The 18,011-nt window shown below is 40.2% G+C and carries 20 protein-coding genes, 1 tRNA gene and 2 pseudogenes; 15 read left to right on the plus strand and 8 right to left on the minus strand.

The annotated features are described in order from the left end of the window. Positions 1 to 228, minus strand: a pseudogene (locus IQ242_RS02685) (2-deoxyribose-5-phosphate aldolase); the annotation flags it as partial. 159 nt (positions 229 to 387) lie between these two features. Between IQ242_RS02685 and acnB the strand changes: the two are divergent. The 9 genes from acnB to ureC all read left to right on the plus strand — a co-directional run bounded on the left by acnB (position 388) and on the right by ureC (position 9,644). Beyond that, positions 388 to 2,997 (plus strand): bifunctional aconitate hydratase 2/2-methylisocitrate dehydratase, encoded by a 2,610-nt coding sequence (acnB, locus tag IQ242_RS02690; RefSeq protein WP_193958949.1) that lies wholly within the window; start codon positions 388 to 390, stop codon positions 2,995 to 2,997. A gap of 64 nt (positions 2,998 to 3,061) precedes the next feature. After that, positions 3,062 to 3,331, plus strand: a complete 270-nt coding sequence (locus IQ242_RS02695) for a DUF2584 domain-containing protein (RefSeq protein WP_002761370.1) — start codon at positions 3,062 to 3,064, stop codon at positions 3,329 to 3,331. Positions 3,332 to 3,337: 6 nt separating this feature from the next. After that, complete coding sequence (locus tag IQ242_RS02700; RefSeq protein ID WP_193958950.1) at positions 3,338 to 4,168, plus strand: hypothetical protein; 831 nt, start codon at positions 3,338 to 3,340, stop codon at positions 4,166 to 4,168. Between the two features lie 72 nt (positions 4,169 to 4,240). Beyond that, positions 4,241 to 4,417, plus strand: coding sequence for a hypothetical protein (locus IQ242_RS02705; protein WP_002785471.1), 177 nt, complete (start codon positions 4,241 to 4,243; stop codon positions 4,415 to 4,417). A 99-nt stretch (positions 4,418 to 4,516) separates the two neighbouring features. Beyond that, on the plus strand, positions 4,517 to 4,660 hold the full coding sequence (locus IQ242_RS02710; RefSeq protein ID WP_193958951.1) for a hypothetical protein: 144 nt from the start codon (positions 4,517 to 4,519) through the stop codon (positions 4,658 to 4,660). A gap of 70 nt (positions 4,661 to 4,730) precedes the next feature. After that, on the plus strand, positions 4,731 to 5,924 hold the full coding sequence (locus IQ242_RS02715) for an AAA family ATPase (RefSeq protein WP_193958952.1): 1,194 nt from the start codon (positions 4,731 to 4,733) through the stop codon (positions 5,922 to 5,924). Next, a complete protein-coding gene (locus tag IQ242_RS02720) occupies positions 5,924 to 6,637 on the plus strand; it encodes a TOPRIM nucleotidyl transferase/hydrolase domain-containing protein (RefSeq protein WP_193958953.1) in 714 nt (237 codons plus the stop codon). The genes IQ242_RS02715 and IQ242_RS02720 overlap by 1 nt, the downstream gene beginning before the upstream one ends. Before the next feature lie 319 nt (positions 6,638 to 6,956). Then, positions 6,957 to 7,853: a polyphosphate kinase 2 family protein gene (locus tag IQ242_RS02725; protein WP_193958954.1), complete on the plus strand. Its 897-nt coding sequence runs from the start codon at positions 6,957 to 6,959 to the stop codon at positions 7,851 to 7,853. 81 nt (positions 7,854 to 7,934) lie between these two features. Beyond that, positions 7,935 to 9,644: an urease subunit alpha gene (ureC, locus tag IQ242_RS02730; protein ID WP_193958955.1), complete on the plus strand. Its 1,710-nt coding sequence runs from the start codon at positions 7,935 to 7,937 to the stop codon at positions 9,642 to 9,644. A gap of 57 nt (positions 9,645 to 9,701) precedes the next feature. Here the strand turns inward: ureC and IQ242_RS02735 are convergent, their stop codons facing one another. The 5 genes from IQ242_RS02735 to IQ242_RS02750 all read right to left on the minus strand — a co-directional run bounded on the left by IQ242_RS02735 (position 9,702) and on the right by IQ242_RS02750 (position 13,669). Next, a complete protein-coding gene (locus tag IQ242_RS02735; RefSeq protein ID WP_002737579.1) occupies positions 9,702 to 10,037 on the minus strand; it encodes an LPP leucine zipper domain-containing protein in 336 nt (111 codons plus the stop codon). A gap of 70 nt (positions 10,038 to 10,107) precedes the next feature. Further along, positions 10,108 to 11,058 (minus strand): CHAT domain-containing protein, encoded by a 951-nt coding sequence (locus IQ242_RS26995; RefSeq protein WP_370582942.1) that lies wholly within the window; start codon positions 11,056 to 11,058, stop codon positions 10,108 to 10,110. Positions 11,059 to 11,404: 346 nt separating this feature from the next. Next, complete coding sequence (locus IQ242_RS27000; RefSeq protein WP_370582943.1) at positions 11,405 to 11,794, minus strand: tetratricopeptide repeat protein; 390 nt, start codon at positions 11,792 to 11,794, stop codon at positions 11,405 to 11,407. Positions 11,795 to 12,008: 214 nt separating this feature from the next. Beyond that, positions 12,009 to 12,347, minus strand: coding sequence for a XisI protein (locus IQ242_RS02745; RefSeq protein ID WP_002735894.1), 339 nt, complete (start codon positions 12,345 to 12,347; stop codon positions 12,009 to 12,011). A 161-nt stretch (positions 12,348 to 12,508) separates the two neighbouring features. Then, positions 12,509 to 13,669, minus strand: a complete 1,161-nt coding sequence (locus IQ242_RS02750; protein WP_193958956.1) for a lipopolysaccharide assembly protein LapB — start codon at positions 13,667 to 13,669, stop codon at positions 12,509 to 12,511. Between the two features lie 282 nt (positions 13,670 to 13,951). Between IQ242_RS02750 and IQ242_RS02755 the strand changes: the two genes are divergently transcribed. From IQ242_RS02755 to IQ242_RS02775, 5 genes and pseudogenes are all read left to right on the plus strand, one after another. Further along, positions 13,952 to 14,200, plus strand: coding sequence for a DUF433 domain-containing protein (locus tag IQ242_RS02755; protein ID WP_002743172.1), 249 nt, complete (start codon positions 13,952 to 13,954; stop codon positions 14,198 to 14,200). Next, a pseudogene (locus IQ242_RS02760) lies at positions 14,191 to 14,559 on the plus strand (DUF5615 family PIN-like protein). The gene IQ242_RS02755 and the pseudogene IQ242_RS02760 overlap by 10 nt, the downstream one beginning before the upstream one ends. Before the next feature lie 226 nt (positions 14,560 to 14,785). Next, positions 14,786 to 15,037 carry a hypothetical protein gene (locus IQ242_RS02765; RefSeq protein ID WP_024970586.1) on the plus strand — a complete coding sequence of 84 codons (252 nt, stop codon included), beginning with the start codon at positions 14,786 to 14,788 and terminating at the stop codon, positions 15,035 to 15,037. Between the two features lie 86 nt (positions 15,038 to 15,123). Beyond that, positions 15,124 to 15,375, plus strand: a complete 252-nt coding sequence (locus tag IQ242_RS02770) for a hypothetical protein (protein WP_193958957.1) — start codon at positions 15,124 to 15,126, stop codon at positions 15,373 to 15,375. Continuing rightward, entirely contained in the window at positions 15,372 to 15,785 is a 414-nt protein-coding gene (locus IQ242_RS02775; RefSeq protein ID WP_193958958.1) for a type II toxin-antitoxin system VapC family toxin, read from the plus strand. The genes IQ242_RS02770 and IQ242_RS02775 overlap by 4 nt, the downstream gene beginning before the upstream one ends. Before the next feature lie 10 nt (positions 15,786 to 15,795). Here IQ242_RS02775 and IQ242_RS02780 read toward each other — a convergent pair whose 3' ends face one another. Both IQ242_RS02780 and IQ242_RS02785 read right to left on the minus strand, forming a co-directional pair. Continuing rightward, on the minus strand, positions 15,796 to 17,115 hold the full coding sequence (locus IQ242_RS02780; RefSeq protein WP_193958960.1) for a tetratricopeptide repeat protein: 1,320 nt from the start codon (positions 17,113 to 17,115) through the stop codon (positions 15,796 to 15,798). Between the two features lie 198 nt (positions 17,116 to 17,313). Beyond that, positions 17,314 to 17,387 (minus strand) — tRNA-Arg (locus IQ242_RS02785). A gap of 43 nt (positions 17,388 to 17,430) precedes the next feature. Between IQ242_RS02785 and moaC the strand changes: the two genes are divergently transcribed. Continuing rightward, positions 17,431 to 17,931, plus strand: a complete 501-nt coding sequence (gene moaC / locus IQ242_RS02790; RefSeq protein ID WP_193958959.1) for a cyclic pyranopterin monophosphate synthase MoaC — start codon at positions 17,431 to 17,433, stop codon at positions 17,929 to 17,931. The last annotated feature ends 80 nt before the right edge of the window (positions 17,932 to 18,011 follow it).

The raw sequence follows: 18,011 nt of genomic DNA on the forward strand, positions 1-18,011 counted from the left end.
GGTAGTGGCCCCTGCGGGAAAACCAATCACGGTAGAAACTAAAGTTTTTTTGCCGTGGAGTAACTGCACAGCTTGCTTAACGGCAGCGGGATAAACGCAGACGGTGGGAAAACGATATTGTTCGGCCTGTTGACAGTAAGCCTCTAATTGTTCACGGGTGGCGGTGGGGATGAGGAGAGAATGGTCGATATATTGTGCTAAATCTAGATCAGAATCGGTGATAGCCATTATCTACGCCTCAATATAGTCAATCGATCGCTATTTTCTCATTTTATGGAAATCGCACAATAAAGTCATGTCTCGCTAACCGAGAAATTCCGAGACTAGCAAAAATCCATTAACCTAGGAAGAAACCGTCACAAGTGAAGACTAGGAGAAAATCGACCTATGTTAGAAGCGTATCATCAGCACGTTGCCGACCGAGCGAAATTAGGTATCCCTCCCCTTCCCCTCAATGCTCAACAAACGGCGGAATTATGCGAAATACTCAAAAATCCGTCCGAAGAACTCAAGGGAGAATTGCTGACCCTGCTGCGTGACCGTGTTCCCCCCGGAGTTGATGAAGCGGCCTACGTTAAAGCGGGATTTTTAACAGGAATTGCCAAAGGTGAAATAAAATCTAGCGTTATCTCCGCTCAGGGTGCGGTTAGCTTACTGGGAACCATGGTCGGTGGTTATAACGTTCATTCTCTGATTGAACTGCTGAAATCCAGAGATATTAATATCGCCGCCGCTGCTGCCAGCGCTTTAAGTAAAACCCTGCTAGTATTCGACGCATTTAACGAGGTTTTGGAATTATCCGACACCAATCCCTATGCTAAACAGGTCATCGATGCTTGGGCCAATGGCGCTTGGTTTATCGCTAAACCGAAACTTGCTAAAGAAATTACCGTCACCGTCTTCAAAGTACCCGGAGAAACCAATACAGATGACCTATCTCCCGCTCCCCATGCCACCACCCGGCCCGATATTCCCCTCCATGCTTTGGTAATGTTAGAAACCCGTCAACCCGGGTCCCTAGAAACCATTGCCGAATTGAAAAAATTAGGCCATCCGGTCGCCTATGTGGGGGATGTGGTTGGGACTGGTTCCAGCCGAAAATCGGCGATTAACTCGGTTCTCTGGCATATTGGCGATGATATTCCCTTTGTACCTAATAAACGTGCTGGTGGCTATATTTTAGGCAGTAAAATCGCCCCTATCTTCTTTAATACTGCTGAGGATTCCGGCGCTTTACCGATTGAATGCGATGTTAGCCAAATGAACACGGGGGATGTGATTAAAATTTATCCCTACGAAGGCAAAATCACCAACGAAGCGGGAGCAACTATTAGCACTTTTAGCCTCAAACCTGAGACAATTCTGGATGAAGTGCGGGCCGGCGGTCGTATTCCCCTATTAATCGGTCGCAGTCTCACGGATAAAACCCGTCACGCCTTGGGACTTGAGGCTAGTACCCTATTTACTCGTCCCACTATGCCTAATGACACGGGTAAAGGTTACACCCTAGCGCAAAAAATGGTCGGCAAAGCTTGCGGTTTACCCGGAGTGCGGCCGGGTACTTCCTGTGACCCAATTATGACCACGGTAGGGTCTCAGGATACCACCGGCCCGATGACCAGAGACGAGTTAAAAGAGTTAGCCTGTTTAGGTTTTAGCGCCGATTTAGTCATGCAGAGTTTCTGTCACACGGCAGCCTATCCCAAACCGGTTGATATTCAAACTCATCACCAATTACCGGACTTTTTCTCTACCCGGGGTGGGGTGGCTTTACGTCCGGGAGATGGCATTATTCATTCCTGGTTAAATCGGATGTTATTGCCGGATACGGTGGGGACTGGAGGCGATTCTCATACTCGTTTTCCCCTGGGAATTTCCTTTCCTGCGGGGTCGGGTTTAGTGGCATTTGCCGCCGCTTTGGGAGTAATGCCTTTGGATATGCCGGAATCGGTTTTAGTGCGTTTTACGGGGGAATTACAACCCGGTGTAACTCTGCGCGATATTGTTAATGCTATTCCCTACGTTGCCATCCAAGAAGGCAAATTAACCGTGGAAAAACAGAACAAAAAAAATGTTTTTAACGGTCGCATTATGGAGATGGAAGGGCTGCCGGATTTGAAATTAGAACAGGCTTTTGAGTTAACCGATGCCACGGCGGAACGTTCCTGTGCTGGTTGTACGATTAAGTTAAGTACCGAGACAGTGGCGGAATATTTACGCTCTAATGTGGCCCTGTTAAAAAATATGGCGGCCCGGGGTTATAGTGATGCCAAAACTATCCTACGTCGGGTAGCAAAAATGGAACAATGGTTAGCTAATCCCGTTCTGATGGAGGCGGATAAGGATGCCGAATATGCGGATATTATCACCGTCAACTTAAACGAGATTAAAGAACCAATTGTTGCCGCACCCAATGACCCCGATAATATCAAGTTAATGTCGGAATGCGCCGGGGATAAAATTGATGAGGTGTTCATCGGTTCTTGTATGACTAATATTGGTCATTATCGCGCCGCCGCTAAGATATTAGAAGGAGCAGGAGTTGCTAAGGCTAAACTGTGGATTTGTCCCCCCACCCGCATGGATGAAAAACAATTGCGCGAGGAGGGAATGTATGGCATTTTTGCCGCTTCTGGGGCCCGTACTGAGATGCCTGGATGTTCCCTTTGTATGGGGAATCAAGCGCGGGTTGAAGACAGAGCGACGGTATTTTCTACCTCGACTCGTAACTTCAATAATCGCATGGGAAAAGATGCGCGAGTCTATCTCGGTTCCGCCGAATTAGCAGCGGTTTGTGCGCTGCTGGGACGCATTCCCACCGTCGAGGAATACCTGGCAATTGTCACCGAGAAAATTAATCCTTTTGCTGGCGATTTATACCGCTATTTGAACTTTAATGAAATCGCTGGTTTTGAGGATGAAGGCCGGGTAATTCCCCTAGAAGATTTACCTAAAATTGAGGATATACTAGGGATTCCTTCCGGTGTTTTGAGTTAGTATGAAGTTGAGGGTGAGCTATAAAAAGCTCACCTTTTGTTCAGAAAATAAAGAGGTAAAATTTATGGGAATGCCCTGTGAAGTGAATAGTATTTTAAAGTTAAAACCATCTCAAGGTTATCCAGAAAGTTTGGAATTATCTAAACAGTATCAAGGGAGCAAAGAAGATTATAGAATTATTCCTGTTGATGTTCCCATTCCTTTGGTAAATGAACATTGGGTCGCCTACGCAGATGTTATCATTGAAAAATTAGTTTGGGAAAATCGTCAAACAACAGTTTTATTTAGAATTGATAGGATTTATCCAGTCCCTTTTATTGTCAAAGAAACTTGAAATTAGATGAAGGATCAACAACGAATAATTATTGCAAGAATTATTAAGTATGAATTTGATTATTTTCTTAGAAAATTCAAGCCTTGGGAAAAACTCATATTTTTGTTATACTTAATGGTAGCAATTGTGACAGGTTTAGGGGATGCAAGTTCATTTTTTACAGGAGAGAATAGTCCTATACCTAGGGAATGGAAATTATTAAAGAGTCCTCAAATAGTTACGATTATATCTATTATTATCTTAGGAATTCCTGTTCTACTCTCTCAAACACAGACTGGACAAGATACTGTTGAACTTTTAGAAACAATTCGCTTAAACATTGTGCCAGCAATCAGTAGTTTTTTAGAAGAATTATCTGTTAATATAAAACAAAAATTTAATCTAAAAGGCAATATCAGAGTATCCTTGTGGATACCAGTGAGACAAAAGTTATTTACTTGGAATCTCCAAATGGTATGTAAAACTAGCAATGTATCTGATAGGGAACTAGAGGCACTTTTTGAATTAGATGAAGGGGTAATTGGTTACACATACCTGAAGACTAAAAGAAAGTATGCGTTGGAGTTTATTGATATTTCTAATTCCCAGCAATTACCGTCTTCTTATGTCCCTCTCCAAAGAGACAATGAACTATTAATTAATCCTCATATAAAAATTGTGTTAGCTGTAGCTGCACTGCAAAAAAGTTCTATTCTGGGACTATTAGCTGTTGATACCGATGATAGTGCGGATTTAAGCTCAATGAATGATAGAAATCTGCATAGTAGTATTTTAGACTGGATGACACAATACAATAACGTTGTTAAATTACTCTGGAGAATGAAGAATAATGTCTAGGGTATTGACTAGGTTAAGCAATTGACTCATGATAACAGTAGGGGTAAGACCTAAACCACAGAGGAAACTATTATGTCTGAGTCACTAAAACAACAGAGACAAGCACCTAGTTTAAAGTTAATTGAAATATTAGAAGATGGTAGTGCCAAAACTTTTATCTACGAAGATCCCGAAAAAAAGAACAAATCCAGCTTTATTGCTCGAATAAAGGCTAAAATACAACAAAAACTCAGACCATCAGCTAATTAGTTCTTATGTATTTGCCAGATCATTTGTACACAAGGGGGTTATCTACCCCTGGATTTGTTTTTATAGTCATGACCGATTATTTTGATACATTCTAGATACATGAAGCTCTTATCCTGTCTAGTATTAGTATTCTCAATCTTAATTGAAATCGCTGGTTTTGAGTATGAAGGCCGGGTAATTCCCCTAGAAGATTTACCTAAAATTGAGGATATCTTAGGGATTCCTTCTGGTGTTTTGAGTTAGTATGAAGTTTAGGGTGAGCTATGAAAAGCTCACCTTATTGACGATTTTTGCGATCAAGGAGATTAAAATCATGAAATTAGACCAATTTGAATATATTTCTAATCGAGGGGAACCTAGTGAATGGCGAATTGATGGATGTCAGTTAGGCAATATTAATTTAATCGTTGGTAAAAATGCCAGTGGAAAATCAAGAATTGTCAAAAGTATATATAAGCTATCAGAACTATTATCTGGAAGTGAAAAATTTGATCCATCTTTTAGAAAGGATACATGGCATTTATTTTTTGATTGCACCACAAATTGTAAAACAGAATATTTTCTAGAATCAGAAAATGGAGAAGTTCTCCAAGAAAAGCTAATTATTGGTAGCAAGCAACTTTTAGAAAGAAATGAGTCGGCAGAAGGTAGAATTTTTGCCCAAGAACTTAATCAGTATATGCGCTTTCAAACACCTAAAACAGAATTAGCAGTAGTTAAGCGTCGAGATACTATCCAACACCCTTTCTTGGAAGATATTTATAAATGGTCTAGCTCTCTAAGATTCTATGAATTTGGAACACAACTGGGAAAATATACCCTAGCTAAATTGCCGCCAACAACAGAATTATTAAAAGCTAAAACAGATACTAAAGATTCTGATTATGTTGTTGAAATATTTGTGCTGGGAAAACGAGAACATAGTGAATTCACTCAAAGAATTATTGACGATATGAATAGAATCGGTTATCAAATTACAAAGATAGAAACTAAAGTACCGAGTTTTTTCAAGTCTAATATTTCGCCTCTTGAAAATTCAGACGAGGATTCAGACAATTTACCAAAGTTTTTGTATGTGCAAGAAGATGGGTTAAAGTCTGTCACGGAACAATCGGAAATATCTCAAGGAATGTTCAGAGCTTTATCATTATTTATTCAGATTAATTACGCTATTTTGTCAGATCAGCCTAGTTGTATTATTATTGATGATATCGGGGAGGGTTTGGATTTTCAACGATCTTCAGCTATAATTAAACTTTTAATTGAGAAGGCGAAAACAGGCTTAGTGCAACTTATCATGACCACTAACGATGAGAATATCATGAATGGTGTTCCTCTTGAATATTGGTCTGTTATCGAACGACAACCCGGAGTCGCTAAATTACATAATTACTCTAATTCTCCCGAACAATTTGAACAGTTTAAACATATTGGACTGAATAACTTTGATTTTTTTGCTAGTGAATACTACTTGCAGGAACCTAATTCAGAGGAGGTGATAGATTGATGTTACAGAAAAAACTAGCGATTTTTGTGGAAGGACAGACCGAAAGAATATTGATAACCAGGTTACTTCAAGAAATTGCAGGATACAAAAAAGTTTCTGTGGAAGTTTATCAAGTGCGCGGGGATAAAGCTAATCGCAAAATTGAACCGCTAAAATCAAATTCTATCGAAGTTGCTCCTTTCTTTATTCTTTTGTACGATTGCGGATGTGATTCTCATGTACTTTCCGATATAAAAAAACAACATGATAGTTTAACTAATAATGGTTATAAAAAAAATTTAGGTTTACGGGATCTATATCCCGAATCTCTAGAAAATAGAACTAAGGTAGAAAATGGCATTAAAGGATTTTTAAAACCTTTACTTCAGAACAAGGGAATTCCCATTTCGATGATTTTAGTGATTATGGAAATCGAAGCTTGGTTTTTAGGTGAATACAGTTTTCTGACTAAAATAGATAGTTGTTTAACATCTAAGTTTATTCTAGACAATTTAGGTTTCGATCTAAATGTCCTAGATGTAGAACAAATACCACATCCTAGTCAAGTGCTGGACAGTATTTATCAATTAATACAACGAAGCTATGATAAAAGCGAAAGGACTGTGGAAGAAATAGCTAGTCTCCTAGATTATGAGTTTATATATTTGCATCTAGTTGAAAAGATTAAACAACTCAAGCAGCTTATTGATGCAATCAACCTTTTTTTAAAGTAAAAATACATCTACAGCGTTTCTCATCAAGATAAAGTGTAACCTACTTTGACATCGACCACCTACTCCCCAAAACGAAAACTTCGCACCTCACCATTAAGATAACTGTTGTAATACTGCTCACTTAATATTCTATTTTCCTACCGATAACTGATAAACGGTTGACAGCTTAGATGTGTAATTAATTTTGCTTAGGGACTGACAGCTATTTAAATATACTTTTGCCAGTTCATCTTTGACTCGCCAGTTCAAGGGTTAGATATTTTCCGAGCAAAAGTGCTACAATGTAATCTTAGGGGTCAAAACAATCAAGGAGAAGAGCATGGTCAGCAAAATTGATCGCCAAGCATTTTTACAATCCTTAATAGTACCACCGGGTAAAGAAATTTCTCTGCACAAGGATTACGATCCCGGGTTTAAGCCAGACTATATCACCAAAGAAGATGCCACGCTGCTGCTGCAACAGGGGATCGAAAAAATGGCCGAGTTTCAAGATAAACTCTATGCCCAGGATACCTATGCCCTGTTAATTAATCTGCAAGCCATGGATGCGGCGGGTAAAGATGGTACGATTAGACACGTTATGTCGGGTTTAAATCCCCAAGGCTGTCAGGTATTTAGCTTTAAAGTTCCCTCGGCCGAAGAACTAGATCACGATTATCTCTGGCGATATTATAAAGCCTTACCGGAGCGGGGTCGTATCGGTATTTTTAATCGTTCTTACTACGAAGAATTATTAGTCGTGCGCGTCCATCAAGATTTATTGGAACGGCAAAAACTCCCCCCAGAAGACAGAACCAAGAAAGTTTGGCAGCGACGTTTTGAGGAGATTAATAATTTTGAAAAATATCTGGTTAACAATGGGGTTATTGTCCTGAAATTCTTTCTCAATGTTTCTAAAGAAGAACAGAAAAAAAGATTTTTAGAAAGAATTGATCGCCCTGAAAAAAACTGGAAGTTTTCCGAAAGTGATGTCAAAGAAAGAGCTTTTTGGGGTGATTACATGAAAGCCTACGAGGAGGTATTCAATCATACCAGTACTGAATGGGCTCCTTGGTATATTATCCCGGCTGATCGCAAATGGTTTACCCGTTTAGCTGTGGGGGCGGTTATTTATCACACCCTGGAATCCCTTGGTTTAAAATATCCCACCGTCACCGAAGAACATCGCCAAGCTTTACTGAAAGCCAAAGAAATCCTCGAAAACGAGCCAGATTAAAAATGGAAGAAAATCCCCAAAAAGCGATAATTGCCGGAAAATCGATCGTATAATCGATCTCGATTTTCAAGAATTCCCCCTATGAATTATCGCATCGATCGCCGCACCTATGCAGAAACCTACGGCCCCACCGTCGGAGATAAAGTTCGCCTGGCAGACACGGAATTATTTATCGAAGTCGAAAAAGATTTCACCAGCTACGGCGATGAGGTAAAATTCGGCGGCGGTAAAGTAATTCGCGATGGGATGGGCCAATCCCCCATTTCTAGGGAAGATGGGGCGGTAGATCTAGTGATTACTAATGCCTTAATTCTCGACTGGTGGGGCATCGTTAAAGCCGATGTGGGCATTAAAGACGGCAAAATTTATAAAATCGGTAAAGCGGGCAATCCCCACATTCAAGATAATGTTGATATTATTATCGGTCCTGCTACCGAGGCATTAGCCGGGGAAGGGATGATTTTGACAGCAGGGGGGATTGATGCCCATATTCATTTTATCTGTCCCCAACAAATTGAGACAGCGATTGCGTCGGGGATTACCACGATGATTGGTGGCGGGACCGGACCTGCGACGGGAACTAATGCCACCACCTGCACCCCGGGAGAATGGCACATCTATCGAATGCTAGAGGCGGCCGAAGCTTTCCCGATGAATTTGGGTTTTTTGGGTAAAGGCAATAGCAGTCAGCCGGAAGGACTAGCGGAACAGGTAAAAGCGGGGGTAATTGGCTTAAAACTCCATGAAGATTGGGGAACCACTCCGGCAGCCATTGATACCTGTTTAAGCGTGGCCGATAAGTACGATGTGCAGGTGGCGATTCATACCGATACTCTCAATGAGGCTGGTTTTGTCGAGGCCACTATCGCCGCTTTTAAAAATCGCGTCATTCACACCTACCACACGGAAGGGGCCGGCGGTGGTCATGCTCCCGATATTATCAGGGTTTGCGGGGAAATGAACGTTTTACCCTCCTCTACTAACCCCACTCGTCCCTATACGACGAATACCTTAGAGGAACACCTCGATATGTTGATGGTTTGTCATCATTTAGACCGGAGTATTCCCGAAGATGTGGCCTTTGCTGAATCCCGCATCCGCCGCGAAACTATTGCCGCCGAGGATATTCTCCACGATTTAGGGGCTTTTAGCATCATTTCCTCCGATTCTCAAGCGATGGGACGGGTGGGGGAAGTAATTATCCGCACTTGGCAAACTGCCCACAAAATGCGGGTACAACGGGGCAGACTGACCGGGGAAACGGGAGAGAATGATAATCTGCGAGCAAGACGATATATTGCTAAATATACGATTAATCCTGCTATTACCCATGGTGTCTCCGATTATGTCGGTTCCATCGAGGTGGGCAAATTAGCCGACTTGGTTCTCTGGAAACCGGCATTTTTTGGCGTAAAACCGGAAATTGTCCTGAAAGGCGGTTTAATCGCCTGGGCGCAAATGGGCGACGCTAATGCCAGTATTCCCACACCCCAACCGGTTTATATGCGTCCCATGTTTGCCTCTTTTGGCGGTGCGATCGCCAAAACTTCCTTGACATTTGTTTCTAAATATGCTATGAAAGCGGGCATTCCTGAGAAGTTAAAGCTGAAAAAAACCGCCGTGGCTGTGTCGAATACGCGCAATATCAGTAAGGCTAGTATGAAGCTAAATGACGCTTTACCGCGCATGGAAGTTAATCCCGAAACCTACGAGGTGCGTGCTGACGGGGAATTATTAATCTGTGAACCCGCTACGGTTTTACCTATGGCCCAACGCTATTTCCTATTTTGAATTCGATTTCAGAAAACGGGTTTTTTCAAAAAACCCGTTTTCTTTTTGAATCAACAGTTAAGGATTAGTAGGAAAATTTGGGAAAAATAACTTAACCAATCCTGCCATTAGTGCAGTAACAATGGCAACAAAGATGGTTCGATTAGTAAATTCCAAGTTATCTAGGCGTTTATTCACGCCTGTTAATTCTCCTTTAATATTTGCTATGTCAACTCTTAAGTTATTCACTTCTTCAGATAGCTTGTCTATTTTGCTATTAAGTTGTTCAGATAATCTGTCTATTTTGCCATTAAGTTGTTCAGATGACTTGTCTATTTTGTCATTAACTTCTTTGAATTGTCCTACAATAAAGTCTTTTAATTCTTTGAGGTCGTTTTCTGTAAATGTTGCCATTGTGTGACCCTCCTAGTAATTGTTTGTGATACCAATAATCTTACCACTAAGTTTAACTCCTAACCCTTAATCAGTCAAATTGCATCGAAGTTGCATCACCAGAAGGAATAAAACTGGCCCAATAAAAAGGATGTTTTTGCTTCTCACCCTTGAGCATTCCTAGTTGAATTTGTCGCAAAGCTTCACTGCGTCCTTCTCCTTTTTGTAAGCGTCCATAATAGGCGACCATTAAATCTTTAGTCGCATCATCAGAAACTTTCCAAAGGCTAATTAATTGGCTTTCACTTCCCGCAATAACTAAAGCGCGGCGCAATCCATAAACTCCCTGACCGATTTTAATATCTCCTTTCCCCGTATCGCAAGCAGAAAGCACAACTAATTTGGTTCCGACTAAGTTTAAATTGGTAGTTTCTAAAGCAGTCAAAACACCATCATCTCCTGCACTTTGACCGATTGTAACTCCTGCTAAAACTAACCCAGAACGCAATAAAGGATTCTCAACCACATTACGTTCACCTTGTAGGGGCGAATTGCGTTCGCCCGGATTGCGTTCGCCCGGATTGCGTTCACTCAAATTGCTTTCTGGTTTAAAAAAACCATGAGTAGCGATGTGGAGAACATTCGGTTTTTTAACTTGTTTGACGGCGTTTTCTGTGGCTTGAGAACCAGTTAAAACAGTGGCTTGAGGTAAGAGATTTTTAATCGCTTTAGCTTCTTGTTCTGTACCCGGAAGACCGGGAAAAGTAAACTCAGACAGGTCGATGGAACGAGTGAGAGCGACTTTTTCCCCTGCTTTACCATAGAAAGGATCAGCTACAATAAGCGGAGATTGTTGACTAGCAAATTTATCTTTAAGGCGCAATAAATCCCGTCCAGAAGTGAGATAGGTAATATGATAATTTTCCACTAAGTATTGATTATTTTCATCTACTAAAGCTTCAAAGGGAATTAAATTAAGTGCAGCATCAGGAGAAAGCAGAATTGTTTTAGTATTGCCTAATAATTGACGGATAGGCTGCATCAATATCTCATCAAGTTGACGCGCTGATTCTTTGAGTTGGGGAATAGGAGTTTGAGGTATTCCAGTTACTTTGTCAACATCTGCAAGATTGTCACGGAAGTAGGTTAATTTGTCGTCAATCGGTTTAGCTTCCCCTAAATCCTTGGCTTTGATGTCACCATTGGGATAGAGAATATAAACAGCATAGCGAGGGATGCCAAAACGTTGATTTTCAGGTGCTTTAGGATTAACAGGTTGATAGCGGACTATTTCAACTAAAGCAGCATCAGCAGGGATTAGCTTTTGAATACCTTCGAGGGTAATGGGTTGGGATAGGCTACGAAATTCGGCACTACGAACACCGATTTTACCCTCTATTTCTTTGGTTGTCTCCTAATTGTTGTTTTCTGATAGCTAAGGCTTGTTTGAAGAGGGGTTCGGCTTCGCTGTATCTTCCTTGAGACTTGTAAAGTCCTGCCAAATTGTTGAGACTGGCGGCGGTAAGGGGATGGTTGTCTCCTAATTGTTGTTTATAGATAGCTAAAGCCTGTTCTGCTAGAGGAATCGCCTCGTTATATTTCCCCTGCTGATACAGTTGAATAACTTGCTGAGTTAGCCTCTCTGCTTCGGCTAATTTATCTTGCGTTGAAACCTGAGAAATCACCTGTCCCACCGTTGGGGCTAACATGACTCCCGATAATCCCATCATCCCGGTAATGACGACAACCGCTATCCCTGATTTGATTGATACTTTCATTGGTCTTTTATCCCTAGAGTTTATTGATAGGCAAAAACATTAACTTGAATAGATTTGTCGGGTTGAGCCTTTCGCTGTAGTAAAATTCTGATTTTTTCTGCCGTTTCACTACTAAAAACAACCTCACCACAGTTATAGCATTACTTTAAGGCAGAGCCTTAGATATTGTGTTCCAAGGCTTTGCCTTGGAACAAGGGGACAAGGAGAATTTGTTTTAAGTACCATAATTAGTATAAGGCCGTTTATAAGGTGGTTGCAGTCCCAAAACAATATCCTCCCTCTTAACACCCATTGAAATTAAATCCTCTGCTGGATTCAATTCCGTTAAATTTTGTTGTAGCCAAATCTTATTATCACGAATATCAAAATGAACAATCGAGCGGTAAACTCGTTTTAAACCTTCCCATCCTACATTCATCCACTGATAATGATCCCGTTCCACATCAAATATTAATTGTACTTCTACGTCTTCACCGGTAACATCTTCTGCTACATAGCGACTTAACAAATTTTGCACTGCTTGACGATATTTTATGAGTTTATCTTTATCCATTGTTTGATTACCTCCGTACAAAAGTAGTAGCCATTATCCATAATTTATAGTAATTTCAAATAAGTTGTAGGGGCGAAGCATTCGGATAAGAAATCTACGGTTTCAGCGATAGGTTATTGCCCGAATGCTTCGCCCCTACGGGAGTGCTATAACTTCCATCCTTACTCCCTCTTTAAAATTTCATTAATTGTTTTAGCCAATTCCTGAACCTGCGAAGTATCTCCTAACTGATTATAAGTCCCCTTCGCCTTAGTTAACCACTGTATCGCCTCATCCTTACTCCCCAAGAGATGATAAGCTATTCCTAAACCCGCTTGTATCTCCGCTTGCACTGACAAATTCTGCGTATTTGTTGCCAGTTTTAACGCTTTTTCATAAGGTTTTTTTGCCAACTGAGGCAACCCTATCTTAAGGTAAGTATCCCCTAACAGTTGATAAACCGTAGCAACCTGACTATTTTGCTTCACCAATCCTTCTAATACCTCAACCGCATCCCCATACAACTTATAACCTCGATAGAGATGCGCTAAAACTAACCCTGCTTCCTCTGGGGATAATTGCTGCTGTTGAACAGTTTTAACAGCATCTAAAACCGTTTTTTGAGTCTGTTCATCTAATACTCTAAACCCGACTACTGCATCACTTCTAGAAGACGCACCATTATCAGCTTCTATGATTACTCGATATAGCCCTCCTGTTTTCAGAGGAGGTTCACCGGGATAGACTATCTCAGTTTTATTTGTCTGCGTTTCCCATTTGATAGAAACCCAAACCATATCTATTTTGACAGTATAATTAGTTGCACCCGGAACAGCATTCCACCGCAGGGGAGGACGATTGGTGAGAATATTCGTTTGACGAGGAGTAATTAGATAAGGTAATTTTGCTAAGACTTCTTCTGTTTGTCCTGCGGGACGGGGGGTAGGTTCTGCGGGACGGAGGGGCTTAGGCCCACTACTAATGAAGGTATCATTATTACTGAGGGTTGTATTATTACTATTGGGAAGTGAAATCACAGGATTTCCCCGAGGACAGCCATTAGAAATAATATACTTTCCCGGTTTAACCATCCACTGCTTGAGATTACTACAATAAACCTTAACCGAAGCGTTAGCTGCCACTTCTAACTTATCATCAAAACTGAGGGTAAGTCCGACAGAAGCGGGAAGAGATTTCTTCCATTGTGGTTTTTTAACGGTAACTTTCCCTTTTACCTGAAAAATTGTGTTAACTCCAACAGTGTTGCTAAAAGTCGCCGCCGGAAATCCTACCGTAATTAATATCAGGGAAATGGGGGTAAAGATTTTGAGAAAATTATTCATGACTAGAATCACTTGAGGTTTGGCTTTAATTAGGTTCGTTGTTGGACTTTAGTCCTCATCCGGTGCGATTTCAGAAAACGGGTTTTTTTAAAAAAACCGTTTTCTCGTCTACTTGTTATAATACTACAGACCAAAACCTCACCATTCCCTAATCTTCCCTATGGGGTTGGAGACAAGCTTTGCACCCTCACAGAAGGAGTAATTTCCCACTTCCACTCGCAACTATAGAATTAGCTATAATAAAATTACCACAGGTATCATCTTCATATTTCTGGAAACTATATGACCTTAAAACAATTAGACCGAATTACTTTTAACTCCAAAATTATGGCAGGTCAAGCCTGTATTCGAGGAATGCGTATTCCTGTTTCTTTAATTCTTAATCTACTTGCTAACGAAAAGCCGATAGAGGAAATATTAGAGGAATACCCTGACCTAGAAAGAGAAGATATTCACCAATGTTTATTATATGCTTCTTGGTTAGCCAGAGAACAAGTTCATCATTTTGAATTAATCGAGCAATGGAGATAGAGTTTCTAGCCGATATGGGGATTTCTCTGCGTACAGTCTCATGGTTAAGAGAACAAGGTTATGATGTCGTTCATCTTCGAGATGAAGGCTTACAAACTTTATCTGATCAGTAAATTCTTGCCAAAGCAAAAAGAGAAAAGCGGATAATTTTAACTGTCGATCTAGATTTTTCTCAACTTCTCGCTATTAGTGGTGATAATTTACCAAGTGTCATCCTATTCCGTTTAGGCAATGAAAACTACAATCTAATTAATCAGCGTTTAACTATAGTTTTACGAGATTGTACAAAAGCATTAAAGACGGGAGCAATTGTGTCAGTAACAGATCGTATTTTTAGGATTAGACTTTTACCAATTTAAGATTTTTGCTTTATAGCGTTCATGGAGTCTTCCCGTTAATTCCATCTTAAATATTGTGTTCCAAAAGCGAACACCTTTATTATTGAGTACAAATTATAACATTGGCAAATAATCTCCCTGTCCTCTGTGTCTCTGTGGTTAATTACCCTCGATAATCTCCGTACCTCAATCCAACTCGAAAATGCTATAATAAAAGTAACCTATTATCACTAAGGAAACTTTAATCATGACTAACTTAAACAATCATTCAACCTCTAACACATCCGAAGAGCCTGAGTTATCAATGGAAGAACTCGATGCTAAATGGGATGCACTAGAAAATGACCCTGAATTTCGCAAAAAACCTTTTTGGCAAAGAATTGTTGAGATTGGTAAAGTTGTTCCCCAATCAGAATGGCGAAAACACTTACCTACAGACTTTGCGCGTAATTTTGAACACTATATGTACGGCGCACCAAGAGAAGATGAGGAAGAATGAAACAAATTTTCGCAAAACATTTACCTGACCAGATAATTTAGGTTATTATTGACTTATTCTCTTTAATCTAAAAGGAAACTTTAATCATGACTAACTTAAACAATCATTTAACCTCTAACACATCCGAAGAGCCTGAGTTATCAATGGAAGAACTCGATGCTAAATGGGATGCACTGGAAAATGACCCAGAATTTCGCAAAAAACCTTTTTGGCAAAGAATTGTTGAGATTGGTAACGTTGTTCCCCAATCAGAATGGCGAAAACACTTTCCCAGAGACTTTGCGCGTAACGCGGAACACTATATGTACGGCGCACCGAGAGAAGATGAGGAAGAATGAGAAAAATTTTCTTAGATACCTTCTATTTAAAAGCGTTAGCTGATAGAGGAGATAATGCTCATAGACTTGCTATAAGTATGGTAGCAAGACTGGGTAACTTTAGAGGTGTTACCAGTGAAATGGTTCTGACAGAATTGCTCAATGCTTTGTGCAGTAGAGGGGAATTTTTGCGTAAATCAGCTATTCGTTTAACTCATGATTTACGCAATGACAGCAAAACCATAATCATTCCCCAAACCAGTGAACAATTTCAGCTGGCTTTTGATTTTTATCAAAGACGATTAGATAAAGGTTATAGCTTAACTGATTGTGCTTCAATGCAGATTATGAGACAACTAGAAATCAATGAAATCTTAACCTTTGATAAGCATTTTCAGCAAGAAGGATTTAGCGCGTTACTCAGAGAATAGTCACTAAACTTTACTTCACTTTAATTTTTTTACTCGCTTCATATAACCATTGCTCCTCCTCTGTGTTAATTTCCCTCCCTTCGGCTAAATTAAGACATTTACGCCAATTTTCCTGAGATGATTTCTTATCTTCTTTTTCTAAAAGTTGAGCATAAATACAAAAAGCAGCACCAGGATTGCGGATAAATTTCTGATAAGCTGGATTTTCAGCGATACCAATAGCAACTAAAAGATTAGGAACTGCATCTTCACTGCGATTTTGCTTAAATCTGGCCCAGCCTAGATTTTTATAAATACTATATTTTTGTACTGCTAAATTGCGTTTCTCCTCTTCAGTAAATTGGTCTAGTTTTTCATCTTTTTCTGCTAATAATCTCTTAGCTTTTTCCAGTAACTCTACCGCTTCTGCATTCTTATTATCGCGCAGATACCAATAAGCGAGATTATTATAAGCATCTATAAAACCACCTTTTGCCGCAATTAAATAGTGTTTCTTCCCATTAGTCAAATCCTGTAACTCTTCATAAAGTGTTGCTAACTTATAATGAGCATCTAGATTATCTGGATCTAACTCAATCGCTTTTAAATACTTCTCTTCGGCTGCAGCTAAATTAGGAAATTCTTGACTTGCTGGCGGAGGAAATTGTAAACGGCTTCCTTCTTGCTTATAAAGCTCAGAAAACCAAGAGAAATTTAGATAAATTCCCAAGAGAATAGCAAAGACTATTACTGTTACAGAAAACTGTATTTCTTCATACCAATGTTCAGCAATCCCAAGCAATTTCATTAACTTAACAAAACCCTTCTGGCGCGTCCGTGTGAGAGCATTTTCAGTTTGTAATAAAGAAATGAAAGTCGAAAAAATAACACCTCCTATTTCTAGCAAACCTGAACCACCACTAAGAAACCGAGTAGCAATCGTTCCGATTAATGTAAAATTAACCCCTAATAAAACCAGTTTAACGATTCTCAATAGCCAATCAAAGCGATTGCAAGGATGCAGAGATTCTCTACTTTCTAAATACCACCACCAAGCCTGAGCAGAAATAGGTAAAGTCTCCCGATATTCAGCTAAGTCAAGAACTTGAGTAATTTTGTAACTTTTCTGTTTTAATCTATTATCTTGTTCGATTAATTTTGACGACATATCAACCGAAATTTCCGCCTCAGCTTCCATTTGTTTATTAAGAGCATCTCTGGCGTAAATAATTTCTAAAGCCTGTGCTTTTTTCAGAGATTTATTATGAGAAGTATCTAAATAATTTAGAGCATTCTGGTAACGCTCTAAAGCAACTTGAAAGGGTGTCGGCACAGGTGCGGGAAAATTCATATTATACAATCCTGAAAGTTTAGTTTCTTTCACTGTTTGAGGGTAAAAAATACTCCAGCAAAACAGCAAAAAGCAAAACTGGCTGATGATACTAAATCCTGTTTAAAAAGTATAGGAAAGTGGGAAGATGGGGTAAAAAAGCAAAGGAATTAGGAACCATAGGCCCCTAATTCCTGTAGTATATGCCATTGTATCTAACGGGCTTGGAGAGACTCGAACTCCCGACCTTGTGGTCCGTAGCCACACGCTCTAATCCACTAAGCTACAAGCCCTTGTTTTTCTCAACAGTAAACTACTATAGCACAGGTTCATTCAATGACGCAAGAGGGTAAAGAAAAATTATCTCATCTCGACAGCCAAGGCGGGGCCCGGATGGTGGATGTATCGGAGAAAATGCCCACTAAACGCACTGCTATCGCCCTAGGACAAGTGAGAATGCTAAAAACGACTTTTGAAGCCATAGAACAGGGAAATGCGCCTAAAGGTGACGTTTTAGGGACGGCCAGACTAGCGGGAATTATGGCGGCCAAACAAACTTCCTCCTTAATTCCCCTTTGCCATCCCTTACCCCTGCAAAAAATCAATGTTCAGATTATCCCGAAAGCAGAGTTACCCGGCTACGAAATTCGCGCAGAAGTGGTGACAAAATCGGAAACTGGGGTAGAAATGGAGGCTTTAACGGCGGTATCTGTGGCAGCCTTGACTTTATACGATATGGCCAAAGCGTTAGAAAAATCAATCCTGATTGAAAATATCCGTCTGCTGAGTAAAACAGGAGGGAAATCAGATTATCACAAGGATTCCCTGTTGCCATGAAAACCCTGGTGCATCTCACATTTGCAGAAATACCGACAATCAGCAATTATCAGTGACTCTTAAATTATTACAGATGGGTC

This window comes from Microcystis sp. LEGE 08355, assembly GCF_015207185.1.
In the GTDB taxonomy this organism is placed as follows: Bacteria; Cyanobacteriota; Cyanobacteriia; order Cyanobacteriales; family Microcystaceae; genus Microcystis; species Microcystis panniformis.

Bases quoted from the DNA above. Each gene is read 5' to 3' on its own strand.
- acnB (WP_193958949.1), top strand. From the start codon at position 388: ATGTTAGAAGCGTATCATCAGCACGTTGCCGACCGAGCGAAATTAGGT.
- IQ242_RS02695 (WP_002761370.1), top strand. From the start codon at position 3,062: ATGGGAATGCCCTGTGAAGTGAATAGTATTTTAAAGTTAAAACCATCT.
- IQ242_RS02700 (WP_193958950.1), top strand. From the start codon at position 3,338: ATGAAGGATCAACAACGAATAATTATTGCAAGAATTATTAAGTATGAA.
- IQ242_RS02705 (WP_002785471.1), top strand. From the start codon at position 4,241: ATGTCTGAGTCACTAAAACAACAGAGACAAGCACCTAGTTTAAAGTTA.
- IQ242_RS02710 (WP_193958951.1), top strand. From the start codon at position 4,517: ATGAAGCTCTTATCCTGTCTAGTATTAGTATTCTCAATCTTAATTGAA.
- IQ242_RS02715 (WP_193958952.1), top strand. From the start codon at position 4,731: ATGAAATTAGACCAATTTGAATATATTTCTAATCGAGGGGAACCTAGT.
- IQ242_RS02720 (WP_193958953.1), top strand. From the start codon at position 5,924: ATGTTACAGAAAAAACTAGCGATTTTTGTGGAAGGACAGACCGAAAGA.
- IQ242_RS02725 (WP_193958954.1), top strand. From the start codon at position 6,957: ATGGTCAGCAAAATTGATCGCCAAGCATTTTTACAATCCTTAATAGTA.
- ureC (WP_193958955.1), top strand. From the start codon at position 7,935: ATGAATTATCGCATCGATCGCCGCACCTATGCAGAAACCTACGGCCCC.
- IQ242_RS02735 (WP_002737579.1), bottom strand. From the start codon at position 10,037: ATGGCAACATTTACAGAAAACGACCTCAAAGAATTAAAAGACTTTATT.
- IQ242_RS26995 (WP_370582942.1), bottom strand. From the start codon at position 11,058: ATGCAGCCTATCCGTCAATTATTAGGCAATACTAAAACAATTCTGCTT.
- IQ242_RS27000 (WP_370582943.1), bottom strand. From the start codon at position 11,794: ATGAAAGTATCAATCAAATCAGGGATAGCGGTTGTCGTCATTACCGGG.
- IQ242_RS02745 (WP_002735894.1), bottom strand. From the start codon at position 12,347: ATGGATAAAGATAAACTCATAAAATATCGTCAAGCAGTGCAAAATTTG.
- IQ242_RS02750 (WP_193958956.1), bottom strand. From the start codon at position 13,669: ATGAATAATTTTCTCAAAATCTTTACCCCCATTTCCCTGATATTAATT.
- IQ242_RS02755 (WP_002743172.1), top strand. From the start codon at position 13,952: ATGACCTTAAAACAATTAGACCGAATTACTTTTAACTCCAAAATTATG.
- IQ242_RS02765 (WP_024970586.1), top strand. From the start codon at position 14,786: ATGACTAACTTAAACAATCATTCAACCTCTAACACATCCGAAGAGCCT.
- IQ242_RS02770 (WP_193958957.1), top strand. From the start codon at position 15,124: ATGACTAACTTAAACAATCATTTAACCTCTAACACATCCGAAGAGCCT.
- IQ242_RS02775 (WP_193958958.1), top strand. From the start codon at position 15,372: ATGAGAAAAATTTTCTTAGATACCTTCTATTTAAAAGCGTTAGCTGAT.
- IQ242_RS02780 (WP_193958960.1), bottom strand. From the start codon at position 17,115: ATGAATTTTCCCGCACCTGTGCCGACACCCTTTCAAGTTGCTTTAGAG.
- moaC (WP_193958959.1), top strand. From the start codon at position 17,431: ATGACGCAAGAGGGTAAAGAAAAATTATCTCATCTCGACAGCCAAGGC.